The sequence below is a fragment of the Flavobacterium saliperosum genome (assembly GCF_900100625.1).
GTDB lineage: Bacteria > Bacteroidota > Bacteroidia > Flavobacteriales > Flavobacteriaceae > Flavobacterium > Flavobacterium saliperosum.
The window spans coordinates 447238-466837 of the sequence record NZ_FMTY01000003.1 but is presented as its reverse complement, the minus strand read 5'-3'; the positions used below and the strand labels follow the sequence as shown (position 1 = coordinate 466837).

Genomic DNA, 19600 nt, shown 5'->3' with positions numbered 1-19600 from the left:
GAATAAGCCTTTTTGTTTTTTATTTCGCTGCGTGTTCTTGTTTCCAAATATTTATTACTTTTAACAAAAAAGGATTGCTATTGAAACCAAAACTACATTACTTTTTCCATTTGCTTATTTTGATGATTTTCTGTTCTGCTTCAGGTCAGGACGTAAGTCTTTACCGGCAATTTAACGGACGGTATGATTTCACTTTCGTTGGCAATACTTTGAATCCACTTGAAAATTCCTATCAGCCTGTACCGACAATTTTAACTTCCTCTTCGGCAACACTTGCTTTAACTCCCAGTGATGTCATTGAATCCGCCTATTTATATTGGGCCGGCTGTGGAACCGGTGATTTTAATGTAAAGCTGAATAATGTCGATATTGTGCCAGACCGTACTTTTTCCATTATTCAGACGAGTTCCAACTTACCTCATTTCAGTGCTTTTTCAGATGTGACTTCATTGGTGCAAAGTACAGGAAACGGCACTTATACGCTTTCGGATTTAGATTTGACTTCCTTAATTACACGGTATTACGGTAACAGAACCAATTTTGCGGGCTGGGCTTTGATCGTGGTATACAAAAACAACGCTTTGCCGTTAAATCAGTTGAATATTTATGACGGATTGCAGGGTGTCCCGAATGAAATAAACATCCTTCTGGACAATTTAAATGTAATCGACAATCAGGATGCGAAAATCGGGTTTCTGGCTTGGGAAGGTGATGAAAACATTCGGGTCTCGGAAAACCTGTTCATCAACTCGGCATTAATCGGCAATCCTCCTTTAAACCCTGCCAATAATGCGTTTAACGGAACCAACAGCAGTACCAACAGCAGTGTGCTTTACAACATGGATCTGGATATTTACAATGTCGAGAACAACATCCGGATTGGTGATACCGAAGCAACGATACGACTTACCTCCGGACAGGATTTTGTTATGATTAATGCTATTGTCACAAAATTCAACAGCCAGTTACCGGATGCTACCGTTACTTTTGGCAACTATTCGCTTGACTGTAACGTAAGAGAAATACCTATTGAATACAGCGTTAATAATTTCAACGCTACGAATCCTTTGCCCGCTAACACCAGTATATCCGTGTATGCAAACGGCATTTTGGTGGGTACTAATGTAACACCGGCCATATTACAAATTGGCGACAGTGTTACCCTGACACAAACAATAACAATTCCGGCGGAAATCCCCAATGCTTTCACCCTTCAGATTGTTGTTGATGAAATTGGTGCTGTTACGGAGCTCTTTGAAAATAACAATTCCGATGCCATAATCATAAATCTTCTGGTTTCGCCACCTTTCAATCATTTACCGACATTGGAAACCTGTAATTTGGGTTTAAATCCGGTTTATTTTGACTTTTCAGATTATGAAGATGCCGTAAAAACCAGACCTTCACAAATCGTAACATTCCACGAAAACGCTTCGGATGCCGCCTTGGGAATCAACAGCATAACCAATACAACAAATTATTATACAGCCCAACTTCCCAAAGTGATTTTTGTAAGGATAGAAGACCAGAACTGTTTCTCGGTTACTTCCGTGCTATTGCAAACGAAAAACTGTCCACCCATAGTTTACAATGCGGTTTCCGCAAATGGTGATAGCATGAACGACACCTTTCATATCGAAGGGTTGTACGATATTTTTGTAAATTTCAAACTCTATGTATACAATCGTTGGGGAAAAGAAGTATGGAGTGGCGATAATGCTACTCCGGAATGGGACGGATTCATAAAAGACGGCATCGGGAGCAAACAGGCACCGGACGGCACTTACTTTTACATTCTATACCTGAACGATCCCGATTATCCCAAACCGCTGAATGGCTATTTGTATCTGAATCATTAATTTTTATCGACGGTGGGTAACGACCATTTAAATGTTACGGCCATTAGTCGGATGGCGATGATAATCATGGATGTCATCAGATACAATACGTCTTCCGGAATTTCAAGACTTTTCAGAAAAAAGAAGAAAAGACCTCCGATAATACAAATGGTGGCATAAATTTCTTTGCGGAAAATCACCGGGATTTCATTGCACAAAATATCCCGAATCACGCCGCCAAAACAAGCCGTTACCGTACCCAGAATAATACAAACTGAGGGTTCCAATCCTTTTTCAAGCCCTTTTTCCAATCCGATTAACGTAAAAACGCCCAACCCGATCGTATCAAACAAAAACATGGATTTTCTAAAACGGTCGAGTTTTTTACGGAAGACCATCGCCAAGGCAAAACCAATTAAAATCACATAAACGTAGTTGATATTCAGCATCCAGCCTACCGGTGTTCTTCCGATAAGCACATCCCGCAACGTTCCGCCACCCACCGAGGTCACAAAAGCAATAATCAGCACTCCGAACGGATCCATTTTTTTGTTCATGGCCGTTAACGCTCCGGACACGGCAAACGCCATGGTTCCTAAAATATCGAGTAGTTCAAACATTATTGCATGTTTCGGGTATAGTAATTGTAATCTTTCAAAACTGTTTTCATGAATTCCGAATCGCTGTCGGACTGGCTTTTGATTCCGGTTACCGATTCGATCTTTTGTCTCAGTTTATAAATCAATTTGAAATCTTTCGCTTTTAAAGCCGATTCGAACGTTTCCTTAATAATTCGGGCATCGTTATCCGAAAGTTTGATTACCAAAGGATAGGTTGGCACATAATCGGCATCAATTTCCTGAAGTATGGTATGATTGATATTGATATTGTTCTTTAGTGAAATAACCGCTGTTCCGGCAGCCATATCGCCCAATCGCTGATTTTTACTGCTTAGGGAAATCGCAATCAAACCAATGATTCCGCTTCCGATACTGATTTCAATTAACCTGAAAAGCCAGCGCATCAGATAATCGCCAAAGCCAGCCTGATAACCGTCCAACTTAATCACTTTGATTTTCATTATTTTCTTTCCGAAGGTTTGTCCTTCCATCAGACTTTCCTGAACCAACGAATAAAAAATCACCGGCAACCCGAACAGCATCACTACAGCCATTACCGACCAATTGTCGGCACCATCCAAATATTCGTTTAATCCGATCAGATAAAAGAAAATAAAATACACTACAATAACATAAGCCGCTTTTACCAACAAATCAAGCAATTGGGCAACAATACGATCGCCAACCGAAGCCGCCTGAAAATTAATGTTCACATTTTGTGTTGTCGTTATTGATAATTCTGACATATTTCATATTTTAGCCTCCAATGAGAGAAGTTGCGTTTATAAAACAAAATAAAGAAAAATGGCTTGAATTTGAACAGGCTATTTTTGGCAAAGCTAAAAAAAATCCCGATGAATTGGCCAGTTTGTACATTCATTTGGTGAATGATTTGTCGTATGCGCAAACGTATTACCCCAAAAGTAAAACGGTGGTGTACCTAAACCATCTCGCTTCTCAGATTTATCAGAAAATTTACAAAACCAAACGCGAGGAAACCAACCGACTGGTGTATTTCTTCAAAACCGAAGTACCGCTGCTCGTTTACGAATACCGAAGGTACCTCCTTTATGCTTTCCTGCTGTTTTTCCTTTGCACCGGAATCGGTGTGATTTCCGCGCATAACGATGCTACTTTTGTGAGGCTGATTTTAGGCGATTCCTACGTGAACATGACGTTGGAAAATATCGAAAAAGGCAATCCGGTGGCAGTTTATAAAGGCGGAAGCAATTGGGGAAGTTTCATCGGAATCACGTTAAACAACCTTATTGTGGGCGCAAAATGTTACGTATACGGAATCTTTGCCGGGGTCGGAACTTTTTTTGTTCTTATTCAGAACTCGATTATGCTGGGGTCGTTTCAGTATTTTTTCTATCAGGAAAATGTGTTTTGGGAAAGCGTTCGCGGTATCTGGATTCACGGAGCGATGGAAATTTTCGGTATGGTGGTGGAAGCCGGTTGCGGATTCATCTTAGGTGCGAGCATCCTGTTCCCAAAAACGTATTCCCGACTCAATTCGTTCAAAACCGGATTCAAAAACAGTCTGAAAATATTTTTAAGCACTATTCCTTTCACTATAGCAGCAGGGTTTCTCGAAGGGTTTATTACCCGTTATTCGATAGACATGCCAAGAGTCTTAAACGTTTTCATCATTTTGGGAACGTTATCGCTTATCGCCTATTATTTTTTAGTGTACCCGTTCATTGTTAACCGAAAAACAAATAAAAATCATGTTCCAACTCTTTAAGAAAAGAAACTTCAGCGAATTGGTGGGCGACACCTTTACGTTCTTTAAAATGAACGGTAAACATTACTTCCGAAATTATTTCATCATAAACGGAGGTTTTTTACTCGTCCTATTGGTATTGGTTTATTTCATTATGAACGTGTTTTTCGAAGGATTGTTTGCCAATCTTAACGGAGGACTTGGCGGTACAAACAATACCATTGATCATTACATGAACAACAATCTGGAATTGTTTATAACTTTAAGTATAATGACTGTTGTGGTTGCGGTATTCCTAAGCATTTTAAGTTATGCTTATCCGGTGGCTTATATGAAATTACTGGAAAAGAACAGCACTTTTTCAACCAACGATATTATTAAGGTAATCAAAAGCAAAATCGGAAAAATCGTTATCTTCTTTATCGCTTCCCTTTTTGTCTTGGTTCCGATTATGATGATTGCAATGGTACTTAGTTTTGCCTTGGTTTTCATTCTGATTGGGATTCCGTTGTTATTCATAATCATTCCGGCACTGATGTGTTGGTTTTCATTGAGTTTTTACGATTACATATCGACCGATAAAGGTTATTTTGAAGCGTTAGGAAACGGATTCAGTCTGCTGAAACAAAAATTCTGGCCCTCCGTAGGTTCCACAGCCATAATGTATCTTATCATGCAGATTGTTGTGGGATTCGTATCGATGATTCCGTACCTGATAGGAGTCTTTTCCATGTTCACAACATTGGAAGGTCAGAACTCACCCAACATTCAGTCGGAACAGTTTTCTTTCCTGATGTTAATGATGGGAATTACGATGATTTTATCGCTCTTGCTGAACTTTATTTTTCAGAATTTCATATTGGTAAACCAAGGCATCATTTATTACAGTCTGCGTGAAGAAAACGAAAACAACACCCCTAAAAGCGAAATCGATCTGATCGGAACCTACAGTGAATAAAGCCCTACTTTACATACTACTCCTTTTAAGCCTTTCAGTTTTTTCCCAAACGGAGAACGAAATTGTTGTGGATACAGCCGTTCAGGTTGTTAAAACAGTCAAAAGTGACTTGTTAAAAGCAACAAATGAAGATTTTGAAATTTACGAAGACAACGAAAGTATTCAGCCGAAATCTTTCCGTGAAAATTTTCAAAAGGACTATACCGCAGAAGAATTTCAATACGAACCGGTACTGAAAGACACGTCACGATGGGATAATTTCAAAGCCTGGCTGGCGTATTGGCTGGACCGAATTTTCTCTTTCGGAGGGGAAGGAAATGTAACTGTTTTTGAAATCGTACTTAAAACAATCGCCCTTTTGATTGTGCTTTTTGTAGTCTATCTGATTGTAAAAACGATTATCAACAAAGAAGGGAAATGGATTTTCGGAAAATCATCCAAAAAGAAAATCAGTACGACTGAATTTTCGGAAGAGGACATTCACAGCATCGATTTTAAAACCATTATCGAAAAAAGCAAAGCCGCCAACAACCACCGATTGTCCATTCGGTATTACTATTTATGGTTACTGAAACGCATGTCGGACAATGGCGTAATCGAATGGGATATTGAAAAAACCAATTCCGATTACCTTTATGAAATCAAACGCAATGCCCTGAAAGAAGATTTCCAGTACCTTTCGTACATCTATGATTACAGTTGGTATGGCGAATTTACCATTGACGACGCGTTGTTTGATAAAGCCGAAAAAGCTTTTGTTAAAACCATTAATTCGATATAAATGAACAGAACTCTCAAAATATACATTGCGTTTTTTGTGCTGATTATCATCGGAATTATGGTTATTGACGCCAACCGTTCCAAACCGATTGACTGGTCGCCCACGTATGCCACAAAAGACAAGATTCCGTTCGGACTTCATGTTTTCGACAAAGAAAGTACTACACTGTTTAAAGATCAGAAAGTGGAACGCTTCGGCAGTACGCTCTATGAGTTTCTGGATCCGAAATACAGTTATGCCGATTCGACCTACAGCATAAAAGGAACCCTGTTGCTTGTTTCTGAAAACAACGAATTTGATGAAACTTCCTTAAACGAATTAATCTGGTTTGTGGAGCACGGGAACTCGGCATTTCTGAGTATGAAAGATTTTCCGGAACAACTGATGGATACCCTGAATACCGATTTCGGAAACCAATATTCGTTATCGGACAGTCTGCATTTCAATCTGACCAACGATGCTTTCAAACACAAAAATTACACCTTTAAAAAAGGAGCCAGTCTCTCCTATTTCAATAAAATCGACACGGTAAACGCTACCGTTTTGGGACATCAGGAAATCGATACCGCAAAACACATTAATTTCGTAAAAGTACCTTACGGAAGAGGAAATTTCTACCTCCACACCCAACCGGCTGCTTTTTCAAATTATTACCTGCTGCATAAAAACAATGCCAAGTATTGTGCCGACATCCTTTCTTACATCCCGAAAGGAAACATCTATTGGCAGGCCAAAAGTTTTAAAAACGAAGAACTGTCCAGCTCACCGATGCGGTACATCCTGAGTCAGCCCGCCTTAAAATGGGCATGGTACCTGTTCCTGATCGGAATGACTATCTTTATGGTTTTCAATGCCAAACGACGACAGCGCATCATCCCGATAAAAGTCCCGCTTCAGAATACCACGGTGGATTTCACCAAAACCATCGGAAATTTATACCTTCAGGAAGGCAATCATCATATCATCATTGATAAAAAAATCATTTATTTTCTGGAAAAAATACGCACCGATTATCTGATTGACACCTTCAACCTAGACGAGACGTTCATCAATCGCCTGCATCAGAAAACCGGTAAAGACAAAGCCGACATAGAAAACATCGTACGATTAATAAAAAGACACCGAAATAATCTGCCGAGTACAGAAAAAGACGTAATCGAAATCAGTAAAGCAATAGATAAATTAAAGTAATATGGATACTTTCGAAAATAACCACAACCCGCTTAACGGAAATTCAAACCCTGAATTTTCAAGTGAGACAACACAAATTACACCGTCTTCAGATGAGAATGTCAACTTTGAAACCCGAATCAATCTGGCGCCATTGTTACAAAGTGTCACAGAAATCAAAAACGAGTTAAGTTCCGTTATTGTTGGACAACAAAAAATGATCGATCAGCTTTTGGTTGCTGTTTTGTCTAACGGACACGTGCTTTTGGAAGGGGTTCCGGGCGTTGCCAAAACGATTACCGCCAAATTATTATCGAAAACGTTGGCGCTGGATTTCAGCCGCATTCAGTTTACACCGGATTTGATGCCGTCGGATATCATCGGAACGTCGGTATTTGATTTGTCGAAATCGGAATTCCAGTTCAAAAAAGGACCGGTTTTCTCCAACTTCATTCTGATTGACGAAATCAACCGTGCTCCTGCCAAAACTCAGGCAGCACTGTTTGAAGTGATGGAAGAACGTCAGATTACCATTGACGGAAAAGCGTATCCAATGGACGCCCCGTTTTTGGTTATCGCCACGCAAAACCCCATTGAACAGGAAGGAACCTATCGTTTACCTGAAGCGCAATTGGATCGTTTCTTATTCAAAATCAGCATCGATTATCCGAATCTGAGCGAAGAAATTCATATCCTTCAAAAAGAAAACGAGTTGCAGGACCGAAACAAACTGGAAAACATCCGTGAGATTCTTTCCAAAATCGAAATCGGAAACTACCAGCGTTTGGTGAAGCAAATCAAGATTGAAAGTCATTTGGTGGAATACATTGCCAAAATCGTAATGAATACCCGTGAAAATGCGTTCTTATATTTGGGTGCTTCGCCACGAGCTTCGATTGCGATTTTAAACGCAGCCAAAGGTTTCGCAGCCCTTCGCGGACGTGATTTCGTTACGCCGGAAGATATTAAAGACGCTGCAGTTCCAGTATTACAACACCGTGTGATGGTTACGCCGGAACGTGAAATGGAAGGCATCACTTCCACAGAAATCATCCGTCAGATTATTGATACCGTAGAAATTCCGCGCTAATGCAATTTTTTAAAAAACTATACCTCAACACGCTTTTTTTCTATGTGCTTTTGGGCATCATAGCCGGATTTGTTTTGGCTTATTTTTTCCCGGGATTGTACAAAGTCTGCTGGCTATTGGTACTTTTACTGGTAACGTTTACCGGAGTAGACATCTTACTTTTATTCGCAACAAAACAGGACATCAAAGCCTCCCGAAATACTCCGGAAAAATTCTCCAATGGCGATGAAAACGAAATTTCCGTCAAACTGAAAAACCACTATTCGTTTTCGGTATTAGCTAAGGTTATCGATGAAATTCCGTTTCAGTTTCAGGTGCGCAATTTCGAAATCAACCGCAAATTGGAAGCGAACGGAAAAGACCATTTCAGTTATAAATTACGTCCTACGGAACGCGGGGAATATTTCTTCGGCAATCTGAATGTGTACATTTCCTCCCCGTTACGACTGATTTCACGCCGATTTACCTTTGCCAACAATCAGATGGTGCCTACTTATCCATCGTACATTCAGTTACGAAAATACGATCTGATGGCATTTTCCAACAATCTGTTACAATACGGTTTGAAACGCATCCGACGCATCGGACATACGATGGAATTTGAGCAGATTAAGGAATACGTTCAGGGCGACGACATCCGAACTTTAAACTGGAAAGCGACGGCCAAACGCAATCAACTGATGGTGAATCAGTTTCAGGACGAAAAATCGCAAACGGTTTATATGGTAATCGACAAAGGCCGTGTGATGAAAATGCCGTTTAACGGATTGAGTCTGCTGGATTATGCGATTAATTCCAGTTTGGTTTTATCGAATGTAATTCTGAAAAAAGGCGACAAAGCCGGACTGTTTTCCTTCTCGAAAAAAGTGGAAAACCGCGTTATCGCCGAACGCCGGCAGTCGCAGATGAATCTGATTCTGGAAAACCTGTACAACATCAAAACGAATTTCTTCGAAAGCGATTACAGCCGTTTGTATGTGGACATTAAGAAAAACATCAACCACCGCAGTCTGATTTTACTGTACACCAATTTCGAAACCGTTGACGGATTGCACCGCCAGTTGCCCTATCTGAAAGGGATTGCCAAAAACCATTTGTTAGTAGTGGTGTTCTTCAGCAACACGGAATTAAATGACTTGATCAACAAAAAGGCAACGACCATTCAGGACGTGTATGATCAGACGATTGCCGAAAAATTTGCTTTCGAAAAACGACTGATCGTAAACGAACTTAAGAAATACGGCATTTATTCGGTGTTAACCCAACCGGAAAACCTTACATTGGATACCATCAACAAATATCTGGAAATTAAAGCGAGGGGAATTTTGTAAGATGTTCGGAATAACTCCTTAATTTTGTCCTTCAGCTACATCAAAATGAAACAAATTACTTCCGTTCAGAATCCGTATATCAAATCCTTAGTGCAACTTCAGGAAAAAGCGAAAACCCGAAAACAAACCGGCACGTTTTTAATTGAAGGGCAGCGCGAAATCATGCTCGCTCAAAAAGGCGGTTATGAATTGGAAACGATTCTTTTTCTGCCGGAATTGATTTCCGAAACCGAGATCCGACAACTCACCCGACAAAAAGTCGAACTGATTGAAATTTCCAAAGAAGTCTATCAGAAATTAGCCTATCGCGACACTACCGAAGGAATTTTGGCCATAGCTAAAACCAAATCGTTACAGCTATCGGATTTAAAATTATCCAACAACCCGTTGATATTAGTTGCCGAAGCGACCGAAAAACCGGGAAACATTGGTGCCCTTTTACGAACTGCCGATGCCGCTAATCTGGATGCGGTAATCATTGCCAACCCGAAAAGCGACATGTACAACCCGAATGTAGTGCGTTCGAGTGTTGGTTGTTTGTTTACCCGACAAATCGCGATCGGTTCCACTGAGGACGTTATCGCTTATCTGAAAGAAAAAAACATTGCTATTTATTGCGCTACGTTACAGGATTCGACTTCCTATCATACGCAGGACTACACTACGCCATCGGCCTTAGTCGTGGGCACGGAAGCCACAGGTTTAACGGAAGCCTGGAGAAATGCGAGTACCAAAAACATCATTATCCCGATGCAGGGTGAAATCGATTCGATGAATGTTTCGGTTGCGGCTGCGATATTACTCTTCGAAGCAAAAAGACAAAGGGGGTTTTAAGGTTAGGAAAGGGAAAAGGGAAAAGGGAAAAGGGAAAAGGGAAAAGAAAGCAACAATAAAAAACCACGAATATGAAATATAAATTATCATTAGTAACACTTTTAATTGGTTTTTGTGTTTCGGCACAAATGACGGCTCCGCAAGTGGATGAGCTGGTGGAAAAGACATTAAAAGCTTTTGATGTTCCGGGTATAGCGGTTGCCATTGTAAAAGACGGAAAAGTGATTCATTCGAAAGGGTATGGTGTAAAATCCATCATCACCAAACAAAAAGTGGATGAAAACACGTTATTCGGAATCGCGTCCAACAGTAAGGCTTTTACCGCCTCGGCATTAGCTATTTTGGTTGATGAAGGCAAACTGAATTGGGATGATAAGGTTATCAAATTCATTCCCGAATTCAAAATGTACAACGATTATGTGACCAACGAATTCACCATCAGGGATTTATTGACGCACCGAAGCGGATTGGGTTTGGGTGCCGGTGACTTAATGATTTGGCCCGATGGACACGATTTTACTCCGAAAGACATTATCAATAACATTCAGTATTTAAAACCGGTTTCGGGTTTCCGAACGAAATACGATTACGACAATTTACTCTATGTGATTGCCGGAGAAGTGGTGGAGCGTATCAGCAAACAATCGTGGGCGGAATTTGTGGAAAACCGCATCATGAAACCTATCGGAATGGAAAATAGTGTCGGAACCTGGTCGCGTTTGAAAGATACCACCAACACTATCGTTCCCCATGTTCCGATTGACGGAAAACTAAAAGTCATCACCCGTTATAAAAGTAGAGTCATGGATGCTGCGGGCGGAATTTACTCGAGTGTAAACGACATCAGCAAATGGATGATTGTACAAATGAACAAAGGAAAATACGGCACGAACCAACAATTGTTCAGCAGTAAACAACATGCTGAAATGTGGACGCCGCAAACCATACTTCCCAACCGCACAACTCCTCCTTACAACACGCTATTCAAAGCCTACGGTTTGGGCTGGCAGTTACAGGATATCAAAGGGAAACTTCAGATTTCGCACACAGGAGGTCTGGAAGGCATTGTTACACAGACGATTATGATTCCGGAATTGCAATTGGGTATTGTGGTTTTGACCAACCAGCAATCGGGAGCTGCTTTTAACGCCATTTCGAATACGATTAAAAACAGTTATCTGAATATTCCTTACGAAGATTACGTGACCAAATACAGCCAACAGATGAAAGCCACGGAAACCGAAGCCGATAAAGTGACGGACGAAGTTTGGGCGACTGTGGCAAAAAACAAATCGGATAAAAAACTGAAGATTGACCCTGCAAAACTGATCGGAACCTACAAAGACAATTGGTTGGGTGAAATTACCATCAGTGAAAAGAAAGGCAAACTGATTTTCTCGGCAAAACGTTCGCCGCAATTAACCGGAGAAATTTCATTTTACAAAGACAACACTTTTGCGGTTAAGTGGTTCAACCGGTATTTCCATGCCGATGCTTTCATGTACATCACTTACGACAACTTGGGTTATGTGACCAACATTAAAATGAAACCGATTTCTCCCCTGACCGATTTCAGTTATGATTTTCAGGATTTGGATATCAACCGAATCAAATAAAGCCTAAAGCGTTCCTAAAAAGAGCGCTTTTTTTTATTTAAAGCAACGGTTTACCGCACTATATGTGATACCGTAAACCTGTTATCACTAAAACCCTTCTATGTCAAAAGGTTTCTCGGATGTATTCAAATCCTTCGACAAAATACCTATAAAAGATAAAACTCCTTTTTATCGCAACAGTAGTTACAGTTAAAAAAATGTATTTTTCATGTTTTACTAAAAATAGTATTCGTAATTTTACGAACAGAAAGTAAAAATACAATGAAAACAGTCAAAGAAAACTATTTTACTAACACCCAAGTAGATACCGCTCGTTTTGCAAAAGCATTGGGCCATCCGGTGAGAGTAGCTATTTTGGAATTGCTAAACTCGCAGTCTTGCTGTTATCATGGTGATATGGCAGAAGAGTTGCCTATTGCCAAATCCACTTTATCCCAGCATTTAAACGAGTTAAAGGATGCGGGGTTAATTCAGGGAACTATCACACCACCAACGGTTAAATATTGTATCAACAGAGAAAATTGGGCCTTAGCAAAATATTTATTGGGCAATCTGTTAAAGTAAAAAAACATAAAAAACATTCGTAATAATACGAATAAAACATACCATAAAAAGCAATACAATGAAAACAATTAAAGTACTCGGGCCGGGTTGTCCTAAATGCAAAACGATGTTTCACAATGTAGAAGAAGCGGTAAAACAATTAGGCATTGATGCCGAAATCACTAAAGTGGAAGACATCGAAGAAATGATGAAATACAATGTCTTAACCACTCCGGTTTTGGTTATTGACGAGCAAATTAAGATTAAAGGCAGAATCGCTCAAATAGACGAAATCAAAGACCTTTTAAAATAATAAGATTATGGAAAATCAAACACTGGTGAAAGAAATTTGTCCGACTACAACTCAGGAATGGATAAAAGAAGGCGCTGTATTGGTAGATGTTCGCGAAAAAGAGGAAGTGGCACAATTAGCTTATGATGTTCCTAACTTATTGCATATTCCCTTATCAGAATTTGAAGAACGTTTTAACGAAATTCCAAAAGACAAAAAAGTGGTAATGGCATGCAAAAGTGGCGGACGCAGTTTACGGGCGGCAGGTTTCCTGGTTAATCATGGCTATGAAAACGTGGTGAACATGCAATACGGTATCATTCGCTGGGTTCAAAAAGGGTTTTCAACTAAAGGCGATACCGCTTCTGTTTTAGGAAATGATGGAGGATGTTGTTCTTCTTCAAGTTGTTGTTAACTAAATTAGCAAATCATGTTTGATTGGACACAGAACTTTGCCGATTGGCTTACCTACACCCTATTTGGATTGGCAAAAGGAAATCATTTTGCGGATGCCTTGAATTTTTTTGTGTTTGACACCATTAAGATATTTATTTTACTGTTTTTCATGAGCATCTTAATGGGCATTATCAATTCTTACTTTCCGATTGATAAAGTTCGTTATGCCTTACAAAAAAGAAAATGGTACGGATTGGACTATTTTTTCGCTTCCTTCTTCGGAACGGTTACGCCCTTTTGTTCCTGTAGTTCGGTACCTTTATTTATAGGATTCGTGCAAGGTGGAATTCCGCTTGGTGTTACTCTGGCTTTTCTTATTTCATCGCCTTTAGTCGATGCTGTTACGGTTGCCCTATTTTTAGGAATGTTTGGTATGAAAGCAACAGTAATCTATGTAGTCAGCGGCATTATAATTTCCATGATAGCTGGATTTATTTTAGGTAAAATGAAATTAGAAAAAATGCTAACGCCATGGGTTAAACAAATCATTGAAAACAAACAAAAAGCAAATATTGAATTTGAAGCAGAAAAAACATCATTGATACAACGATTCCCTGTAATATTTTCAGAAGCAATGAGTATTGTAAAAGGTGTGTCGGTCTATATAGTGGTTGGCGTTGCAATTGGTGGGTTAATGCACGGTTTCATACCTACTGATTTTTTTGAACAGTACATCAGTAAAGACAATCCTCTGGCAGTGCCCATTGCCGTTTTACTTGGTGTTCCCATGTATACCAATACAGCAGGCATATTGCCTATCATGGAGGTTTTGGTTCAGAAAGGCATTCCATTAGGTACCGCGGTGGCTTTCTCTATGGCAGTTGTGGCATTATCATTTCCCGAAGCGATGCTTCTGAAAAAAGTAATGACGGGAAAAATGTTAGCGATATTTTTCGGAGTAGTAACACTATGTATTATTCTATCAGGTTACATTTTTAATTTAATTTTATAATCATGAAAACCAAAACACAACTTTTTTTAGAACTGTGGCTCGAAGCCAGAACGCGGTTTACCAATCAAACAGAAAATATAACCGAACAAGATTTACTTAAAAAATTAGCACCTTCCGTTAATAGTGTCGGCTTTCTTATTCGTCATATAGGCGATGTGGAATTGCTTTTCACCAAAAACGTATTCGGTGCAACAGATGTGAAAGTAGTGGCCAAAACAGTAATCGCAAAACACGATACGGGCGAATGGACTAATCTTCAGGAATTAAAAGAATATGTAACCTACTCCTTTGATGCTTTAAAATCGATTGTGGAAAAACAAACGGATGCCGATTGGGAAACCACGATCACTACAAATGAATTTGGCGCCAAAACCAAAGCAGAAGCATTTGGCCGAATCGTTTCTCACACCGCTTATCATGCAGGTCAATTGGCCATAATAAATAAATACGGAACATTTTAAAGATTACTTACGATGAAAAAAATAGGTTTATTACTTACAATTGTGGCGACTTCCATATTGTTTTCCTGCAATTCTAAAGATGAAAATTTCAAAAGTCCAAAAGAAGGCTTTACACCAACAGGTACAGAAAAAACTACAACATCAAAAAACAGATTGGAAGTTTATGCTTTTCACGGAACAAGACAATGTGAAACCTGCAAAAACATGAAAGCCAACACCAAAGCAACTTTAGACAATTATTTTGCAAACGAAATGAAATCCGGTAAGATTGTTTATCAGGTTATTGATGTGGATGACGAAAAAAACGAAAAATTAGCCGAAAAGTTTGAAGCAACCGGAACAGCGTTAATGATTAATAATGTTGCAAACGGTAAAGACAATATTTCCGATTGGAGCGACTTCGCTTTTGATAAAGCCAATGATGCCGAAGAATACATTCCACAGTTAAGAACAAAAATCCAAACAGCGCTTAAATAATGGAGACGGTTACCCAACTATTTGAAAGCAGCAACATGCCTCTTTTAGGCGCTTTACTTTTAGGCATACTTACAGCTATCAGTCCGTGCCCGTTGGCCACTAACATTACGGCAACCGCCTATATTTCCAAAACACTAACAGGAAAGAAAAAAGTCTTGTTAAGCGGTTTTCTTTATACATTGGGGTTAGCATTAACCTATACGAGCATCGCGTTGATTATTATTTTTGGCGCAAGCAAATTCCATGTGGCTAAATTTTTTCAAGGCAATGGCGAAAAATTCATTGGGCCGATTATGGTTGTCATTGGTTTAATAATGCTAAACGTGATTAAACTCCATTTTTTAGGAAAATCCAATTTTACCGAAAAAGTTCAGGATAAATTTAAGGATAAGGGACTATTGGGTTCTTTCTTGTTGGGCGCATTATTTGCAATGGCATTTTGTCCCTACAGCGGCGCAATGTATTTTGGTATTTTAATTCCAATGAGTATTAAAAGCAGTGTTGGTTTCACCCTACCGTTCTTCTATGCGCTTGGTGCCGGTTCCTTGGTATTGTTTTTTACTTTTCTAATCGCTTTCAGCATGCAAAAAGTGGGCAAATACTTTAATGCCATAACCAAAGTCGAAAAGATTATGAGAGGTATTGCAGGATTACTTTTTGTAGGAACAGGGTTATACTACATTTTAATATACCTCAAAGTAATATAATGAACAAGCCATCCGATTGATTTAATAGCCGAAAACAATATAGCAGTCTTCTAAAAATCATGACCAACATAACAGGAATCTATAAACTTCTTCAACAGCGATTCCTGTGATGGTTTTAAAAAAAACGAAGTTCCCCTTAAAATCTTCTTCTTATTAATTTATTCTTTTATAATTCGTACAGCTCTCCAAAATCTATTTAAAATAAAAACCAACATTTGACGCTCTTAACAGAACCATAATGAAAAACTTATAAAAAGAACGCTTTTTTCATATAAAACGGCAATCTGTTTGCAAACTTCATTTCTTTACCTTATTTTTAAGTACTGAATGAAATACCATGATAGAGATTGATTTAGAAGCTGAAAACAAAGCTATTGCCAAAGAATATAAAGAACTGCTCCGTATTAGTTATCAGACCCTTTCCGAAGACGATAAAAAACTCATCCGAAAAGCGTTTGATGTGGCTGTTGATGCACATAAAGACCAACGCCGAAAATCGGGCGAAGCCTATATTTTTCACCCAATTGCCGTTGCTAAAATTGTAGCCGGAGAAATTGGTTTGGGTGCGACTTCCATTGCTGCTGCTTTGATGCACGATGTGGTGGAAGATACGGACATTACCGTGGAAGACATCGAAAAGATGTTCAACCCGAAAATTGCCCGTATTGTTGACGGTTTAACCAAAATCGCCAAAGTAAAAACGGATCAGGAAATCTCAATGCAGGCGGAAAATTTCCGCAAAATGCTGTTGACACTCAATGATGATGTTCGTGTAATCCTTATCAAAATCGCCGACCGTCTGCATAACATGCAAACCATGGAAAGCATGGTCGATTACAAACAGGCTAAAATCGCATCGGAAACCTTATATATTTACGCTCCCCTAGCCCATCGTTTGGGACTTTACAATATCAAAACCCAACTGGAAGATTTAGGGTTGAAATATACCGAACCTGCCGTTTACAACGATATCGTAAGTAAAATGAAGGAGAGTAAGGAAGAACAACAGGCATACATCAAATCGATTGCCGATGTCCTTAAAAATTCCCTAGACGAAGAACATATTGAATATACGATGAAAGGCCGACCGAAATCGGTGTATTCCATCCGAAGAAAAATGCTCGCTCAAGGGGTTACTTTTGACGAAGTATACGACAAATTTGCCCTGAGAATCATCTACAAATCCAATCCGCACGACGAAAAATTCCTGGCCTGGAAGATTTATTCGATAGTAACCGATCATTATCGCCCGAGTCCGAGTCGTTTGCGCGACTGGATTTCTTCGCCGAAATCAACCGGATACGAAGCCTTACACATTACCGTTATGGGGCCGAAAGGGCGCTGGGTGGAAATTCAGGTGCGAAGCGAACGCATGGATGAAATCGCCGAAAAAGGTTACGCAGCACATTACAAATACAAACAAGGCGCGTCTGAAGAAAACAGTCTGGATGTTTGGTTGAACCAACTGAAAGAAGCACTGGAAAATTCAGAAACCAATGCCGTAGATTTTGTCGAGGATTTCAAACTAAATCTGTATGCCAAAGAAATTTATGTCTTTACACCAAAAGGGGAAATCAAATCGTTACCTAAAGGTGCTACCTCACTGGATTTCGCGTTCAGCATCCACTCGGAAATCGGTGTAAAAACGCGAGGCACCAGAGTAAACGGAAAACTGGTACCGCTGAACCATGTGCTAAACAGTGGCGATCAGGTGGAAATCATCACATCGGCGAATCAGAAACCAACAGCGCATTGGTTGGATTATGTTACTACAGCCAGAGCCAAAAATAAAATCAAGAACGTACTCAACGAGAGTACCAAAAAAATTGCCGAAGACGGAAAAGAAATCCTAACCCGAAAATTACGCCATTTAAAAGTAGCGCTTAACGAGCAAACCGTTAACGAATTGGTAAACTTCTTCAAACTGCAAACCAGTCTGGATTTGTTTTACCGTGCCGGATTGGGAACCATCGACAACCAGCAATTAAAAGACTTTGCCGCGCAGAAAAGCAATTCATTGGTGAATTTCTTCAAGAAAACAATAAAGCGTTCCCCATCGGCGCAACCGGAACACATTCATAAAAACGAACTCAGCAAAAACTACGATTTATTGGTTTTTGGTGCGGAACAGGACAAACTGGATTACAAATTATCTACGTGTTGCAACCCAATTCCCGGCGATGATGTTTTCGGATTCGTAACCATTACCGAAGGGATTAAAGTGCACCGAAAAGACTGTCCGAACGCCATCAGTTTACAGTCGAATTTCGCCTACCGTATCATTCAGGCCAAATGGATTGACTCTTCCCAGGAAGAATTCAAAGCCACCCTGAAAATTACCGGAATGGACACACTTGGTTTAACCAACGAACTGACCAAAGTAATTTCCAACCAAATGAACGTAAACATTCAGAGTATTTCCTTGAGTGGTGAAGCAGGACTGTTTAACGGTCAGGTAACGGTAGTGGTTCAGAACAATGTAATTCTGAAAAAACTGATGGACAACATCCGAAAAATTGACGGCGTGGATAAAGTAACGCGTGTAAACAATATTTAATTCATGATTAAACAAATTGTTTTACTATTCAGTGCTTTATTCACATGTTCATGTGTTTCAGCACAGAGTCGAAGTGTCAAATATAAATTAGACCCGTACGGACAAAAGACAAGTTCGAATTTCATGACTTTGGCAGAAAAATACCCCAATAATGCTATGGCCTTTAGAATAACTGCCGACAGCGGAAGGGTTTATCAATACAATGCCCCAAGATACAGTGCATACAAAATCAATTTTGCTGATTTCAGAAAAAAAATTGAAGATCTAACAGGGAAAACATTTTCAGAATCAACTACATTCATAATTTATTACAACTATAAAGATGATGTTTGCTCGGATTGGTATTCCAACAACATAAATAGTGAATTGATAAAAAGAAAGAAAGAATATCACGATCCATTTAAAGTTTATATCGAAAAAACATACCCTAACACCGTTTTCCTTGTTTTATACGAAAAAGGCATCACCCTTTCTGACAGCCTTCAATACGAAAACGAATATTTCTTTTCAGATAAAAACAATAACATCAGAGAGAATATTTTTCGAAACCCAACAGTTTGTGGCTCCTTCTCAATAACCAAATACGACGGCACCACTTTGATATACAACGGAGAAACCACCGCTGACTCAATTGCCGGACATCTGAAACCTGAAATATGGAATTCAATTTTCAAAACACAATAAAATTAAACTTTCACTTCAGAAAAATTAAACTTACCTTTGCGGGTCTTTCATAGCAAACCCAAATGGATAATAATAAGAATCAGGAGATTGTAAAAAGTGTATTCACAAAATACCTTGAAGAAAAAGGGCATCGTAAAACGCCGGAGCGCTATGCTATTCTTCAGGAGATATACGATAGTCAGGAGCACTTTGACATCGAATCCTTATATATTAAAATGAAAAACAAGAACTATCGCGTAAGTAGAGCAACACTTTACAACACGATAGAATTGTTATTGGAATGCGGTTTGGTGAGACGTCATCAGTTTGGACAAAATCAGGCGCATTATGAAAAATCCTATTTTGACAAACAGCACGATCACATCATTATGAGCGACACCGGCGAAGTAATCGAATTTTGTGACCCGAGAATCCAAACGATAAAACAAACCATCGAAGAAATTTTCGGAGTGAACATTCACAACCATTCGCTTTACTTTTACGCTACAAAAAAACAGGAGTAAACGA

The 19600-nt window shown here is 39.4% G+C and carries 21 protein-coding genes; 19 read left to right on the top strand and 2 right to left on the bottom strand.

The window, feature by feature from the left end; genetic code table 11:
• Window positions 1-80 precede the first annotated feature (80 nt).
• The gene (locus tag BLQ05_RS08485) at window positions 81-1859 is read left to right on the top strand and encodes a T9SS C-terminal target domain-containing protein (protein WP_035654664.1); all 1779 of its coding nucleotides are present in this window, start codon (window positions 81-83) and stop codon (window positions 1857-1859) included.
• Here BLQ05_RS08485 and BLQ05_RS08480 read toward each other — a convergent pair.
• Window positions 1856-2458 carry a trimeric intracellular cation channel family protein gene (locus tag BLQ05_RS08480; RefSeq protein WP_035654667.1) on the bottom strand — a complete coding sequence of 201 codons (603 nt, stop codon included), beginning with the start codon at window positions 2456-2458 and terminating at the stop codon, window positions 1856-1858. The two genes, BLQ05_RS08485 and BLQ05_RS08480, sit on opposite strands and share 4 nt — an antisense overlap.
• Entirely contained in the window at window positions 2458-3204 is a 747-nt protein-coding gene (locus tag BLQ05_RS08475) for an RDD family protein (protein WP_023576969.1), read from the bottom strand. The genes BLQ05_RS08480 and BLQ05_RS08475 overlap by 1 nt, the downstream gene beginning before the upstream one ends.
• Before the next feature lie 20 nt (window positions 3205-3224).
• On the opposite strand from BLQ05_RS08475, the gene BLQ05_RS08470 reads away from it, so the two are divergent.
• The 18 genes from BLQ05_RS08470 (at window position 3225) to BLQ05_RS08385 (ending at window position 19596) form a co-directional block, all read left to right on the top strand.
• Window positions 3225-4205 (top strand): stage II sporulation protein M, encoded by a 981-nt coding sequence (locus BLQ05_RS08470; protein WP_023576970.1) that lies wholly within the window; start codon window positions 3225-3227, stop codon window positions 4203-4205.
• A complete protein-coding gene (locus BLQ05_RS08465; protein WP_035654669.1) occupies window positions 4189-5142 on the top strand; it encodes a hypothetical protein in 954 nt (317 codons plus the stop codon). Before BLQ05_RS08470 ends, BLQ05_RS08465 begins: the two co-directional genes overlap by 17 nt.
• Window positions 5135-5923 (top strand): hypothetical protein, encoded by a 789-nt coding sequence (locus BLQ05_RS08460; protein WP_035654671.1) that lies wholly within the window; start codon window positions 5135-5137, stop codon window positions 5921-5923. Before BLQ05_RS08465 ends, BLQ05_RS08460 begins: the two co-directional genes overlap by 8 nt.
• Window positions 5924-7114: a DUF4350 domain-containing protein gene (locus BLQ05_RS08455; protein WP_023576972.1), complete on the top strand. Its 1191-nt coding sequence runs from the start codon at window positions 5924-5926 to the stop codon at window positions 7112-7114.
• A gap of 1 nt (window position 7115) precedes the next feature.
• On the top strand, window positions 7116-8183 hold the full coding sequence (locus tag BLQ05_RS08450; RefSeq protein ID WP_023576973.1) for an AAA family ATPase: 1068 nt from the start codon (window positions 7116-7118) through the stop codon (window positions 8181-8183).
• Entirely contained in the window at window positions 8183-9514 is a 1332-nt protein-coding gene (locus BLQ05_RS08445; RefSeq protein ID WP_035654674.1) for a DUF58 domain-containing protein, read from the top strand. The genes BLQ05_RS08450 and BLQ05_RS08445 overlap by 1 nt, the downstream gene beginning before the upstream one ends.
• 45 nt (window positions 9515-9559) lie before the next feature.
• Window positions 9560-10348, top strand: a complete 789-nt coding sequence (locus tag BLQ05_RS08440) for a TrmH family RNA methyltransferase (RefSeq protein WP_035654679.1) — start codon at window positions 9560-9562, stop codon at window positions 10346-10348.
• Between the two features lie 71 nt (window positions 10349-10419).
• Window positions 10420-11964, top strand: a complete 1545-nt coding sequence (locus BLQ05_RS08435) for a serine hydrolase (RefSeq protein ID WP_023576976.1) — start codon at window positions 10420-10422, stop codon at window positions 11962-11964.
• Window positions 11965-12225: 261 nt separating this feature from the next.
• The gene (locus tag BLQ05_RS08430) at window positions 12226-12528 is read left to right on the top strand and encodes an ArsR/SmtB family transcription factor (protein ID WP_023576978.1); all 303 of its coding nucleotides are present in this window, start codon (window positions 12226-12228) and stop codon (window positions 12526-12528) included.
• A 58-nt stretch (window positions 12529-12586) separates the two neighbouring features.
• On the top strand, window positions 12587-12820 hold the full coding sequence (locus tag BLQ05_RS08425) for a thioredoxin family protein (RefSeq protein WP_023576979.1): 234 nt from the start codon (window positions 12587-12589) through the stop codon (window positions 12818-12820).
• A gap of 7 nt (window positions 12821-12827) precedes the next feature.
• Window positions 12828-13214: a rhodanese-like domain-containing protein gene (locus tag BLQ05_RS08420; protein WP_023576980.1), complete on the top strand. Its 387-nt coding sequence runs from the start codon at window positions 12828-12830 to the stop codon at window positions 13212-13214.
• Between the two features lie 15 nt (window positions 13215-13229).
• A complete protein-coding gene (locus BLQ05_RS08415; protein WP_023576981.1) occupies window positions 13230-14207 on the top strand; it encodes a permease in 978 nt (325 codons plus the stop codon).
• A 2-nt stretch (window positions 14208-14209) separates the two neighbouring features.
• Complete coding sequence (locus BLQ05_RS08410) at window positions 14210-14668, top strand: DinB family protein (protein WP_023576982.1); 459 nt, start codon at window positions 14210-14212, stop codon at window positions 14666-14668.
• A gap of 12 nt (window positions 14669-14680) precedes the next feature.
• Window positions 14681-15145, top strand: coding sequence for a nitrophenyl compound nitroreductase subunit ArsF family protein (locus BLQ05_RS08405; protein ID WP_051365767.1), 465 nt, complete (start codon window positions 14681-14683; stop codon window positions 15143-15145).
• Window positions 15145-15852, top strand: a complete 708-nt coding sequence (locus BLQ05_RS08400; RefSeq protein WP_023576983.1) for an aromatic aminobenezylarsenical efflux permease ArsG family transporter — start codon at window positions 15145-15147, stop codon at window positions 15850-15852. Before BLQ05_RS08405 ends, BLQ05_RS08400 begins: the two co-directional genes overlap by 1 nt.
• Before the next feature lie 337 nt (window positions 15853-16189).
• The gene (locus BLQ05_RS08395) at window positions 16190-18409 is read left to right on the top strand and encodes a RelA/SpoT family protein (RefSeq protein WP_023576984.1); all 2220 of its coding nucleotides are present in this window, start codon (window positions 16190-16192) and stop codon (window positions 18407-18409) included.
• A 3-nt stretch (window positions 18410-18412) separates the two neighbouring features.
• Window positions 18413-19093 carry a hypothetical protein gene (locus BLQ05_RS08390; RefSeq protein ID WP_074460107.1) on the top strand — a complete coding sequence of 227 codons (681 nt, stop codon included), beginning with the start codon at window positions 18413-18415 and terminating at the stop codon, window positions 19091-19093.
• Window positions 19094-19155: 62 nt separating this feature from the next.
• Window positions 19156-19596 carry a Fur family transcriptional regulator gene (locus BLQ05_RS08385; protein WP_023576986.1) on the top strand — a complete coding sequence of 147 codons (441 nt, stop codon included), beginning with the start codon at window positions 19156-19158 and terminating at the stop codon, window positions 19594-19596.
• The last annotated feature ends 4 nt before the right edge of the window (window positions 19597-19600 follow it).